We start from the raw sequence: 13,003 nt of genomic DNA, 5'->3' as shown, positions 1-13,003 counted from the left end.
TCGATCTCATAGTCAAAGATATTAACGTCAATTCAAAGGCAAAAAAAATAAAAAATCCCAGACATATCTGGGATTTTTTTTCAAGCTGACAGATTACAAAATTTTTGTACCCACCCACCAAGCAATCGCTGCCACAAAGGCAGAAGCTGGAATCGTCAAAATCCAAGCCCAAACAATGTTACCCGCAACACCCCATCGAACTGCGGACATTTTTTGCGCCGAACCAACCCCAACAATCGCGCCGGTAATGGTGTGCGTTGTCGATACAGGGATACCAAAAATCGTTGCAAAAATTAAGGTTGCTGCACCACCAGTTTCTGCACAAAAACCACCAACAGGTTTTAATTTGGTAATTTTCTGTCCCATAGTTTTGACGATACGCCAACCACCAAACAAAGTACCGAAACCAATCGCTGCATAGCAGGAGTAAACAACCCATGCCGGAGGCGCTGCATCAGACGCATTGGAATAACCAGTCGCAATTAACAACATCCAAATAATCGCCATGGTTTTCTGCGCATCATTGCCGCCATGACCAAGACTAAACACGGAAGCGGAAACCAATTGCAAACGACGGAACCACTTATCAACCTTATTTGGCGTTGATTTCACAAAAAGCCACGACACAATGAGCATCATTAGTGACCCAAGTACAAACCCCAAAAGAGGTGACAATACGATGAATGAGATGATTTTGTACAAACCACTCGCGATCAAAGTGTCAGTACCACCTTTTGCGACCGCAGCACCAATCAAGCCACCAATCAAAGCGTGGGAAGAAGAGGATGGAATACCAAAATACCAAGTGACAAGGTTCCAAAACAAAGCACCAATCAGAGCACCAAAAATGACATAGTGATCGATTACCGATGGCTCAATTGTTCCCTTACCTATCGTTTTAGCGACGGATAAACTGAACACAAAAAAAGCTAACACGTTGAATAGCGCTGCCATTGCCACAGCTTGACCTGGCTTTAATACACCAGTAGACACGACGGTCGCAATCGCATTTGCGGCGTCGTGAAAACCATTCATAAAATCAAAAAGCAATGCGAGGATCACCAATATAATGATGACCGTCAAAGTCGGATTTAAAGTTTCCATAGATGTGAACTTTCTTTTTACGCATCATCGATTAGACAATGCAAAAGACAAACAGATTAAAGGGCAAGTATTTATGCGTTTTCAACAATAATGCCTTCAATGATGTTCGCCACATCTTCGCAACGATCCGTGACGGTTTCTAAAATCTCATAGATCGCCTTAAGCTTGATCAAGTTACGTACATCTGGTTCATCACGGAACAACTTCGACATCGCAGCACGCATCACGTGATCTGCGTCAGACTCCAAACGATCAATTTCTTCGCAAATTGTCAAAATTTGACGTGAGTTATCCATGTTATGCAATAGACCAACCGCATCCTTCACTTTTAGTGAACATGCCAAGCACAGCTCTGCTAAACGTTGTGCTTCTGGTGTGATTTCACGAATATCGTAAAGAGAAATTGTCTGCGCCGCATCTTCCAACAAATCCAAAATGTCATCCATCTTGGTGATCAATTTGTGAATATCATCGCGATCGATCGGCGTAATAAACGTCTTGTGCAACAATTCAATTGCAGTGTAGGTAACGGTGTCAGCTTGTTTCTCGATACCTTCAATCGCATGTACACGAATTTCCAAATCGTCAAAATTGGTCATCAACGCGACCATCTCTTTCGAACCTTTCACACATAAATCTGCGTGTTGATTGAAGAGATCAAAAAATTTACCCTCTGTGGGCATTAATCGTCCGAACATGTTATTTCCCTGAAAATAGAAAATTTTTATATTAAGTCTCGATATACCGCTTTACCGATTACCGAGATCATCTGACTTAGTGGTTACTGCTAATTACTACATAAAAACATGAAAACATGAAAACAAATTACTCATTATCACCATAAATCGATAAGGAACCAATGTAATTATCGAACTTGGTATATTCTCCCAAGAAGCTTAGACGGACACTGCCAATCGGGCCATTACGTTGCTTACCAATAATGATCTCAGCAGTGCCTTTATCTGGAGAATCGGGGTTATAAACTTGATCGCGATAAATAAACAAAATAACGTCAGCATCCTGCTCAATCGCACCTGATTCACGCAAATCTGACATAACAGGACGCTTATTGGGGCGTTGTTCCAATGAGCGGTTTAGCTGCGACAAAGCAATGACTGGACAACCCAATTCTTTCGCCAAACCTTTCATACTTCGAGAAATCTCGGAAATCTCGGTCGCACGATTCTCACCGCCTGAATTACCTGCCATCAACTGCAAGTAATCGATAATAATTAGACCTAACTTGCCACACTGGCGTGACAAACGACGCGAACGAGCACGTAATTCAATCGAACTTAATGCTGGTGTCTCATCGATGTAAAACTGCGCTTCATTCATTTTTTGAATGGCATAAGTCAGACGTGGCCAGTCTTCATCAATTAATCGTCCGGTACGCAATCGATGTTGATCCAACTTACCAACCGAACCCAACATACGCATAGCTAACTGAGCGCCGCCCATCTCCATGGAAAACACGGCGACTGGCAAGCCACTATCAATCGCTACATTCTCACCAATATTGATCGAAAATGCGGTCTTACCCATCGATGGACGACCTGCAACAATAATTAAATCCCCTGGCTGCAAACCAGAAGTCATACGATCCAGATCGACAAATCCAGTCGGTACCCCCGTAATATCACTGGTGTGATCGCGGTTGTATAATTCATCAATACGTTCAACAACTTGCGTGAGCAAAGGTTGAATCGCCTGAAAGCCTTGAGCGCCACGCGCGCCCTCTTCAGCAATCGCAAAAATCTTCGCTTCCGCTTCATCCAGCATTTGCTTGACTTCTTTACCTTGCGGATTCAAAGCTTGTCCGGCAATTTCATCGGCGGCTGTAATCAACTTACGCAACACACCGCGATCTCGAACAATCTCGGCATAACGACGAATATTTGCCGCAGATGGAGTGTTTTGGGCTAAGGCATTCAGGTAAGTTAATCCGCCTGCATCATCAGCTTTTCCTGCTGCATTGAGAAAATCAAAAACGGTAATAACGTCAGCTGGTCGAGAAGAGTTAATCAGTTTAACAATCGCTTGAAAAATTAAACGATGGTCGAATCGATAGAAATCCTCTTCACCGATAAAGTCCGCGATCCTGTCCCATGCTGCATTATCCAGCAGCAAGCCACCCAAGACAGATTGCTCTGCTTCGATGGAATGAGGTGGAACACGGAGTGAGTCTAGCTGAGGATCAGGTGCTTGTTTCATGGTGTGCATTATACCTTTTTATTCGAACGCAAAAATAGAAGAAGTGTGGCATTCATCGCATTCAAAATAGTGATTCTTTCGAGCCGATACTAGATACACAAGCTCTTTTAATAATGCCAATCTACCCATAAAAAAAGCCGGGAAAACCCGGCTTCTTTTTTGCTCTCAAAGAGAACGAATTACGCTTGCTCGCCCAAAACTGCAACGATTACGTCCACTACTACGTCTGTGTGCAACGCCACAGAAACAGAATGGTCGCCAGTTGCTTTCAAAGGACCAGTTGGCAAACGCACTTGCGCTTTTTCAACTGCGAAACCTTGTTTTGTCAACGCTTCAGCAATGTCGAAGTTTGTTACGGAACCGAACAAACGACCATCAACACCGGCTTTTTGAGAAATTTGAACTGTCAAACCGTTCAATTTTTCGCCTTGCGCTTGCGCTTCAGCCAATTTCGCAGCTGCTGCTTTTTCCAACTCAGCGCGTTTCGCTTCGAATTCAGCGATCGCTGCTGCAGTTGCACGACGAGCGATACGTTGTGGGATCAAGAAGTTACGAGCGTAACCATCTTTAACACGAACTACATCACCCAAGTTGCCGAGATTAACGACTTTATCCATCAAAATAACTTGCATTTTTTTCTCCTAATTTCTATCTGCGTTATTCGATGAATTACGCTGTGTGCAAATCAGTGTATGGCAACAACGCTAAATAGCGTGCGCGCTTCACTGCTGTGTCAACTTGACGTTGATACAAAGCCTTAGTACCAGTCAAACGTGCAGGCATAATTTTGCCGTTTTCTTGGATGAAATCTTTCAATGTATCGATGTCTTTGTAGTCAACTGCAGCTACATGACCTGCTGAGAAGCGGCAGAATTTTTTACGCTTGAACAAAGGATTTTGTTGCTGACGCTTTTGTTTCAATTTGCTTTTATCAAATTTTTTACCGAATGCCATTTTTGGCTCCTAATCTAGTAAATTTGTTTCGTTTTTTGCGACTTCAAATTCAGTCACATGAAAAACGATACTTTTGCTGTTGCGGTTCTTACGCGCCAAGAATCCTGTAAATACCATTGCTGCACCTAACTCTATATCCAAGAATCGTTTTGAAATTTCACCTGCTGCAATCGCTGGGATTTCAAACTCAACTTGGCGCTGGCCGCCTGCTTGCTCTTGCTTAGAATCATGTACCAAAGTAGCTGTTGCGATAGGAATCCCCGCTGGGGTATAACGCAACACCGATTTCTCGACTACGGTGGCAACGACTTTCAGTTGATTCACAAGTTTATATTTACAGTCCTAACACGCTCTTGGTCAAAATTATTAAGCTGCTGGCGCTTCTACGCGTTGTGCCTTAGCAGAATCTTCTTTCTGCACAGACTTCATCATTGGAGAAGGAGCTGTTTCTGCTTTTTTCATTTTCACTGTCAAGTGACGCAAAACCGCATCATTAAATTTGAATGCTGTTTCCAATTCGAGCAAAGTTTCAGCGTCGCACTCAATGTTCATGCAAACATAGTGAGCTTTAGCCAATTTTTGAATCATGTAAGCCAATTGACGACGGCCCCAATCTTCAACACGGTGAACTTGGCCACCACGTGTTGTTACAGTAGCTTTGTAACGTTCGATCATTGCAGGCACTTGCTCGCTTTGATCGGGATGTACGATAAATACGATTTCATAATGACGCATAATTTCTCCTTGTGGACAAAAAATATAGCCTGCCTCGGCGTCAAGACGAGTGCAGGAAGAGGACAGCCGACGATAATAACGCACTTTTGCATCACAATCAAGTCCGGCTTACATTACTGCCCACAACTCACATAAAAATCGCGACATTCGGCACGCATTTGTGTTGAAAATCACGAATTCCGCCAATTTCTCACTCAACTAAGCGCTGCATATGCAGAAAAAATGCAAAATCACTTGCATTCGATGACGTACTGTATAAAAATACAGTCTGCTTATATATACAGCTTAATTGGAATTCATATGCTCAAGCTAACCGCTCGCCAAGAACAAATTCTTAATCTAATTAAAGATGCCATTCAAAATACGGGGTTTCCACCGACCCGTGCCGAAATTGCAAATGAATTAGGGTTCCGATCAACCAATGCTGCGGAAGAGCACCTCCAAGCCTTGGCCAGAAAAGGTGTGATTGAAATAGCTGCAGGCACATCACGCGGCATTCGTTTGTTGGACTCAGAGCTAACTGGAGCGATGCCCAATCAGCAGTTGCCACTACCACACCCTGCACTGATGCAATTGAGCTTACCACTGGTTGGTAGAGTCGCCGCAGGATCTCCGATTTTAGCAACGGAGCATGTGGAGTCAACGTATCAAGTAGATCCTTCTCTGTTCTCAGCGAAACCTGATTTCTTGTTACGTGTTCGTGGTTTATCGATGCGCGACATTGGCATCATGGATGGCGACTTACTCGCCGTAAAGAAAACTGACACCGCACGCAACGGGCAAATCGTCGTTGCACGCATTGGCGATGACGTTACAGTGAAGCGCTATGTAAAAACTGCAACAGGTATCGAGTTGCATCCGGAAAACCCCGACTTCTCAACGATTTTTGTCAATGAGACTGAGCAAGATTTTGCACTCGAAGGATTAGCCGTAGGTTTGATGCGCAGTTGGTAAGCTGCGTAGTTCAATAGCAATGCTGAATGACAATAGACTAGTAGACGCTCCAAGTTAAATCAAAATTAATCAAAAGTTTGTTCAATGAATTAATTTTAAACCTGCGACTAATTTCTTCACCATCAATAATAATGCGGCATACCAAAACAACTTGGTATGTCGCATTTTTTCTATTCCATTGGAGTCATGATTTCACGCTACAGGCTTTTTCACACACTACCTTTCGCTAGAGAAAATTGAGTTGACGCCTTCAAATTTAAGTAGCGCGTTTCAAGTTAAAACTTACCAATTCACTTGACAGGCAATCGCTAACATAACTAAAGCCAAAACAAAATAAATCAATTGCAAAGGGATCATCCACTTTGCCCAGCTTATCCAAGGAATACGCGCCAAAGCCAACACACCAACTGTAATGCCCGATGTCGGGATCATTGGCGTAGTAAATTCACCAAATTGAAAGGCCAACACCGCAGTTTGACGCGACACCCCGACTAAATCAGCAAGGGGTGCCATGATAGGCATGGTCAAGGCCGCCTGCCCGCTCCCTGAGTGAATAAAGAAATTAATCACAGTCTGAATCACAAACATTTTATGCGCGGCAAACACTGAATTTTCCGCTTGCACCAGCGGTGTCAAATGAAACAACATGGTGTCGATGACATGTGCATCACGCGCCAAAATCACGGTACCACGTGCTAGCGCGATTACTAGTGCGGTCGTGATTAAATCTTTGGCACCTTGAATGAACGCTTCTACAAACTCATCTGTGCTCAAGCGTCCAACTATGCCGACCACGATCGCCATCACCAAAAATAGAGCTGCAATTTCATTGATAAACCAAGCGTATTTCACCACACCGAACACCATTACACCCAGTGTCAACGCAAACATCAGCAATACCGCTTTGTGCGTCATAGTCACGCCCTTAAAGCTAGCCAATTCATCATCTTGTTTCTGAACGCGACGTTCTTGGTCGATCGCATAAGTCGGTGACAACATAGGATTTTTCTTAATGCGCGCGGCGTACCACGTCAAGAAAGCGATCGTCAATGCCGTCGCCAAGGCCCATACAATCAGACGAAATCCAATACCAGAAAACACGGGAACACCAGCAATGCCCTGCGCAATACCAACGTTGAATGGATTTAAAAATGCCGCTGCAAATCCCACTTGTGAACCGACAAATGGAATCGATACACCGACAATCGAGTCATACCCCAAAGCCAAGGCCAAAGGGATAAATATCATCACGAAAGGAATTGCCTCCTCGGCCATCCCAAATGTCGCTCCTCCTAATGAAAACAGGGTCACAAATACAGGAATAATCATCACACGCACTAAGTGTGAGCGCGTGTGTGCTTGCGCGACTGATTTGATCATAGAATCGATCGCTTGCGTTTTTTGTAAAACAGAAAACGCTCCACCAACAATTAACACAAATCCGATAATCAAGGCAGCTTCCACAAAGCCCTTAATCGGTGACATCATCAAATCGACAAATCCCTGCGGATTACTGGCAACATAATGAAACGAGTTGGGATCAATCACTGTTTTGCCATTGACCATTTGCGTCTCATATTTTCCACCTGGGACAAACCAAGTTGAAATCGCGAGTATCGCCAACAGTGCAAACAGCAGCACGAAGGTATTGGGCATTCTGATTTTTTTTAACATGCTAAGTCTCCGAATTTCATTTTCAAGCTTCGCTCCCGATGATTTACATCGACAACAAATTACCGCTACGATAGGCAAATGCACCCGCTATTTTTGCGACTCGCATGCCGTGTTGCGCATAACGTCGCGCGACTCGCGCGTAAAGGACGCCTGCGACGCTCGAAATCAATGGCGTTACAGTGCCACTAATTGGATCAACCACATCACCAATTGATTCGCCCGCAGCAACAAAGTCTCCAATATTTTTCGTAAACACCAAAGCTCCTGCATGTGATGCAGTGATAGGCTCAGAGCCTTCAAGCGGTGTTGCCTGACAAAGCGCCTGTGGCAGAGGATCACTTCCCCCCTGAATATGACCTGCTTGAATTAAAAATTGTATGATGCCATTCGCATCGTGTTTTGCTGACTCATGTACCAAATCACTCTCACCGCGCAATTCAACGGTGATTGCGTGACAACCCAAAGCGATAGGTGTTGCTGCCCCAAATTGCTGCGCAAGTTCCCACCAATGACGGGAGCAGGATTCATCGAATGGATCGTCACCAGATAGTACAGACAACAGCAAGGCGCGCGCGCCTAAATAGCATGCTAAAGGCATCGTCGCTTCAGCAAAAGGAGTTCCTGTATAAAGATGCATGACTGCTTGATTATCACAATGCAGATCCAGCACAATATCAGCGTCAATCGCCAGACTTTGCAAAATCTTTTTAAGTGCAGATGCTTCATTTGTTGGTTGCCACTGCGCCAGTATGGCAAGTGCTTCTTCACGAATCAAGGCGGTATTTGTGTTTACATTTGGCCCCAAACGTCCCGTCAGTCTTTTCGTTAGCTCAGGGGTCAAGTATTGATACGATCGATTGAAGTTAATGCCAGTCGCAAGATCAAATCTACCGAAAGCACTTCCTTGAATATCCTGCGCCAAGCCAATCGGATTTGCGACTGGAATCAAAACAATTTCGCCGTCAATTGCCCCCGCTCGCTCCAATTCAAGCAAACTTTGTCTCAGGTAATGGCAGACTAACATGCCCGGAATTTCATCCGCGTGCAGAGAAGATTGAATATATACTTTTTTCTTGTTTTCAGTTTTCTCCTTGTTATCGAGATGCTTATCTCGCCCAAAATGCATACTAGTGACCTGCCGATTAGTGCCTGTACTAATCGCTGGCAAAGGATGATGTTCAATTCGCATGGTTCTGTACTCTCTCTTTTTCAATGTCAATCTTATTTATTCAATGAACGCAAAACGCTTGGATAAGGCAGGTACGACAATCAATACATCGTGCAACTAGCAACCGCAGCGCCCTTCTTCCTACAAGCTCACCTCAGACTTTTACTTTCGATTACGCGATCATTTTCAACATAGGCCATTGATAGTCTATTTTTAAGGCAACTAAAAAATATCGACAGCAAAGGCGAGAAGAATTTTATGTCTGATTTTTTACACATTCTATCTTTATGAAAAAAATCTGACAATAAGTATTGAAAAAATTTTTGATTCGTTCTAAAGTGCAGCCATACCGATTGTTCAGATTTTTTCAGAATCAAGAAAATGAAAAAAAACATTGCACCAACCGAATCAAGTTCACCCGATCTGATCTTTGCGAAATCGATCCTAGGTGAAGCTCTGATGACGCAGCTAAAAGAAGGCTCTTCATCTTACAGGCGCATTGCGGATTATTTGCTACGCAATCAGGTGAAAGTAACCGCATTGGGAATTGAAGATATGGCGGAACAATGCGAAGTTTCCACCGCAACGATTAGTCGATTCGCACGCGATCTCAATTTCGCCAACTATGCGGCCTTGAAGAACAAGATTGCAGAAACTGTACAAGAAATTTTTTCACCAGTTGAAAAGTTGCGTAACACAATTGAAGGTCGCAAAAGTGTCAGTTCTCCGATGGACGCAAGTTTGCAATCTGCGCTTGCGAATATTAATGCGGCAAGTCAAGGCATAAATGACGCGCAAATCGATCAAGTCATTACTCGCCTCGCAAAAGCCGGAACAGTGTATATCATGGGCTTTGGGATCAGCTCGCACTTAGCGGGTATGCTGGCACTGCACCTACAGCCTTACTGCAATCGGGTGGTCGAGGTCGTTACCTATGGTGGTACCGAAGTTGCCGCAGGCAATTTGGCAAACATTACAGAGAAAGATGTTCTAATCGTCATTTCATTTCCTCGTTATGCCTTAGATGTAATACGCCTAACGGAATTCGCACGTCAACATTCGACTTGCATCGTCGCTATTACAGATTCATCCGCATCACCAATCGCCCAGCTTGGCGATTATTTACTATTAGCACCCAGCAACCACGCTGTATTGGCAAGTAGTTCCAGTGCCGCGACCGCCGTCATCGAAGCATTAGTTAGTAGCATGATGGTATCGAACAAGAAAAACGTCGAGAAAGCAATTAGGCTAACTGAAGCGCTCTCAGGCTATTTACACAATAACGATAACACCTCAAGAACCACGCAACTGGAAAGTCGCAAGACGAAAAAGTAGTCCATCTCCCACCGAATTTCAAACTCAGAACGAGCACTTGAAACAGTGCTCGATAGGGAGCGCTTTTTTGTCAAATTTTAGGCACAATTTTTTTAAAACTGAGGAGCACAAAGAAATGAAGCGTCAACAAGCAGAATGGAACGTGGTACCGAAAAAACTCACCTCTGCAACCTGGTCAGCATTAGCGGTCATGGCAGTCCTGAGTGTGACTAATGACAACGCGATGGCGCAAGCTCAAACTGTCGATGTCGCCGTACAAAAAGTAGAGATCACAGGCTCATCTATCAAACGTATCAATGCCGAAACCGCGTTGCCAGTACAGGTCATCAGTCGTGTGGAAATCGCAAAAACAGGCGCCACGACTGCAGAACAATTACTCAGCACCTTGACGGCCAATACAGGCTACACCCAAGAATCCGCAAGTATTAGCGATAAGCCAGGATCAAGTGGTCTGTCTGGCGCCAATTTGCGCGGACTTGGAGTCTCGTCAACCTTAGTTTTGTTGAATGGGCGACGCATGGCAGCATTTGCTTTTGGTGGCGAAGGTACCGATCTGAACTCGATTCCATTGTCAGCGATAGACCGCGTTGAAGTCTTAAAAGACGGTGCTTCTGCGGTGTACGGGGCGGATGCAGTGGGTGGTGTAATTAACTTCATCACACGTAAAGATTTTAACGGTGTCGAAACCAGCGTCAGCGGTATGTGGACCCATGAAGGTGGTGGTGGCGACAAATCGCTTAGCTTGCTGGCTGGATTTGGCAATCTTGCCAGCGAAGGTTACAACATCTTCGCTAGTTTACAGCACAAAAAAAATGATCAATTACGTACCGCACAACGTGACTTCGCGGTCAGCGCTTGGCGTCCACTAGAAGCACGCGGCTATCCGGACAATTTCACTTCAGCAAACACTTTCCCAGCTGGCATTTACTCGGTTTCAGGAAAACGATATCTCGGCAATCCAAGCGCACCTGATTGCGCCCCGCCGTCAAGTATTCTGATCAATGGAGCTTGTCGCTTCGACTACCAAGCTGCAGCAGACGTCTATCCCGAATCGCAAAAAACGAATTTGGTCACACGCGGAAGTTTTGCGATCAACGCGGATCACACATTCATCGCAGAATTTACCGCATCCAGAAATGATGCGAAATACCGTTTATCCCCAACTGGCGTGAATGGAAACCAAGGGACCAGCAGTAGCGCTTGGACTTATCCTGCAGGTGGCCCGTTCTATCCAAAAACGTATGTTAATTCAGCTGGTCAAACGGTAGCGACAGATGGCAAACCTTTCAATGTGCGCATGCGAATGACGCCGGGTGGAGCGCGTACTAATGGACAAGAATCCGAACAGCAACGTCTGTTGCTAGGAGCAGAAGGCGTGATCGCTGGCTGGGATTACAACACGGCCTACGCACATTCCGTATCAGAGAATACCCAAACACTCACGAATGGCTACTACGATAAAGCCTTGCTATTGGCAGCTTTCAAAACTGGTAAGATCAACCCGTTTGGTGCGCAAAATGCCGAGGGACAAGCATTACTAGATGCAGCCGAACGCAATATCGACGGACGCAAAGGCAAATCCACAACCGATGTGTTTGATGCACGTTTCACACGTGAAATCGCACAGCTAGATGCTGGTGCAGTAGGAATGGCGACCGGTATAGAATTCCGTCGTGAAAAATTGGAAGACAATTCTTCTGACGAAATTTTGGCTGGAACGATCTATTCCACATCTAAATCAAGACGCGTTTCTGAATCACGCGATGTGAAAGCGATCTTCGCTGAATTCGATGTTCCGTTGACGAAAGAATTGAATGCGCAGATGGCTTTACGTCATGATGCTTACGGCGGAAATATCGGTAGCTCAACCAATCCCAAATTGGCATTGCGTTACCAACCAAGTAAAGATTTCTTATTCCGTGTTTCTTTCGGCACTGGTTTCCGAGCACCTACCATGAAGGATTTAGATCCATCCGCGGTCGAAACTTCGACGGGCGGTTTGTACTTCGATAGCATCGGCTGTGCAAAGTACAACTCACAATGCTTTAGCGATCAAATTCCAACGACGGAAGCTGGCAATCCCAACCTAAAACCAGAGAAGTCGAAGCAATTTTCGATGGGTTTTGTCTGGGAACCATTAGCAGCCTTTTCTGCTGCGGTTGATTTTTGGAGTGTGCGTAAAACAGATGTTATCAAATTTGCCCCTGAAACTTTAATTGATACCGATCCGGAATTCGTTGAAAAATCCATCACTCGCGATAGCGATGGCTACATTACGAATTGGGCATTGACAGCGCAAAATCAAGGTAAAGAAACAAAGAGTGGTATTGATTTAAATTTTGCTTATCGCACCAAGTTCAACGATTTTGGTAAATTGACGACTCGCCTCTCTGGTACCTTAATGACAAAGAGCGAACAACAATTTTCTGCCAACTCAAAAGTATTCGATAACTTGGGTAAATGGGGCTTTGAATATGTGACACCAAAATGGCGTCATCGTTTGAGCGCAGATTGGGATATCGGCAATTGGGGCTTCACTATCGCCAACAGCTTCCAGTTGCATCATGAAGATCAACAATTAGATCCGAATGGTAAGCGCCCAACGGTTGCATCCTATAGCTTGTGGGATCTTCAATCTGGATACTACGGTTTCAAAGATTTGAAGATTACTGGCGGTATTTTGAATATTTTGAATACGAAGCCACCATTTTCAAACCAGACTTTGACTTATTTTGCAGGCTTTGATTCAACCTATGTAGATCCACGTGGACGTGCTTTCTACATTCGCTTGAATTACGCGTTTAAGTAATTTTCCCAGTAATTGAAAGACCCATTTTCATCGGTCTCTCAATCAGGAAAATCACT

The 13,003-nt window shown here is 44.5% G+C and carries 12 protein-coding genes; 3 read left to right on the top strand and 9 right to left on the bottom strand.

Annotated features, from left to right (window positions below):
* Positions 1-93: 93 nt before the first annotated feature.
* The 7 genes from IE103_RS13970 to rpsF form a co-directional block, all read right to left on the bottom strand.
* Complete coding sequence (locus IE103_RS13970) at positions 94-1,104, bottom strand: inorganic phosphate transporter (protein ID WP_189346726.1); 1,011 nt, start codon at positions 1,102-1,104, stop codon at positions 94-96.
* Between the two features lie 71 nt (positions 1,105-1,175).
* Positions 1,176-1,802 carry a DUF47 domain-containing protein gene (locus IE103_RS13965; protein ID WP_189346725.1) on the bottom strand — a complete coding sequence of 209 codons (627 nt, stop codon included), beginning with the start codon at positions 1,800-1,802 and terminating at the stop codon, positions 1,176-1,178.
* Between the two features lie 127 nt (positions 1,803-1,929).
* On the bottom strand, positions 1,930-3,318 hold the full coding sequence (locus IE103_RS13960) for a replicative DNA helicase (RefSeq protein WP_373295247.1): 1,389 nt from the start codon (positions 3,316-3,318) through the stop codon (positions 1,930-1,932).
* Positions 3,319-3,497: 179 nt separating this feature from the next.
* Positions 3,498-3,950 carry a 50S ribosomal protein L9 gene (gene rplI, locus IE103_RS13955; RefSeq protein ID WP_189346723.1) on the bottom strand — a complete coding sequence of 151 codons (453 nt, stop codon included), beginning with the start codon at positions 3,948-3,950 and terminating at the stop codon, positions 3,498-3,500.
* Positions 3,951-3,987: 37 nt separating this feature from the next.
* Positions 3,988-4,272 (bottom strand): 30S ribosomal protein S18, encoded by a 285-nt coding sequence (rpsR, locus tag IE103_RS13950; protein WP_186889822.1) that lies wholly within the window; start codon positions 4,270-4,272, stop codon positions 3,988-3,990.
* A gap of 9 nt (positions 4,273-4,281) precedes the next feature.
* Complete coding sequence (gene priB / locus IE103_RS13945; RefSeq protein ID WP_189346722.1) at positions 4,282-4,596, bottom strand: primosomal replication protein N; 315 nt, start codon at positions 4,594-4,596, stop codon at positions 4,282-4,284.
* A 42-nt stretch (positions 4,597-4,638) separates the two neighbouring features.
* A complete protein-coding gene (gene rpsF / locus IE103_RS13940; RefSeq protein ID WP_186917837.1) occupies positions 4,639-5,007 on the bottom strand; it encodes a 30S ribosomal protein S6 in 369 nt (122 codons plus the stop codon).
* A 300-nt stretch (positions 5,008-5,307) separates the two neighbouring features.
* Between rpsF and lexA the strand changes: the two genes are divergently transcribed.
* Positions 5,308-5,961, top strand: coding sequence for a transcriptional repressor LexA (gene lexA, locus IE103_RS13935; RefSeq protein WP_189346721.1), 654 nt, complete (start codon positions 5,308-5,310; stop codon positions 5,959-5,961).
* A gap of 282 nt (positions 5,962-6,243) precedes the next feature.
* Here the strand turns inward: lexA and IE103_RS13930 are convergent, their stop codons facing one another.
* The gene (locus IE103_RS13930) at positions 6,244-7,635 is read right to left on the bottom strand and encodes a YfcC family protein (RefSeq protein ID WP_189346720.1); all 1,392 of its coding nucleotides are present in this window, start codon (positions 7,633-7,635) and stop codon (positions 6,244-6,246) included.
* 43 nt (positions 7,636-7,678) lie between these two features.
* Positions 7,679-8,824, bottom strand: a complete 1,146-nt coding sequence (locus IE103_RS13925; protein WP_189346719.1) for a succinylglutamate desuccinylase/aspartoacylase family protein — start codon at positions 8,822-8,824, stop codon at positions 7,679-7,681.
* A gap of 360 nt (positions 8,825-9,184) precedes the next feature.
* Between IE103_RS13925 and IE103_RS13920 the strand changes: the two genes are divergently transcribed.
* Together IE103_RS13920 and IE103_RS13915 are read left to right on the top strand one after the other, a co-directional pair.
* Positions 9,185-10,138 (top strand): MurR/RpiR family transcriptional regulator, encoded by a 954-nt coding sequence (locus IE103_RS13920; RefSeq protein WP_189346718.1) that lies wholly within the window; start codon positions 9,185-9,187, stop codon positions 10,136-10,138.
* Between the two features lie 115 nt (positions 10,139-10,253).
* The gene (locus IE103_RS13915) at positions 10,254-12,947 is read left to right on the top strand and encodes a TonB-dependent receptor plug domain-containing protein (RefSeq protein WP_189346717.1); all 2,694 of its coding nucleotides are present in this window, start codon (positions 10,254-10,256) and stop codon (positions 12,945-12,947) included.
* Positions 12,948-13,003: the final 56 nt, after the last annotated feature.

The sequence above is a fragment of the Affinundibacterium macrobrachii genome (assembly GCF_014652415.1).
GTDB classification, from domain to species: Bacteria; Pseudomonadota; Gammaproteobacteria; order Burkholderiales; family Burkholderiaceae_D; genus Undibacterium; species Undibacterium macrobrachii.
The sequence above is the reverse complement of the archived record's forward strand: the minus strand, read 5'-3'. Positions and strand labels throughout refer to the sequence as shown.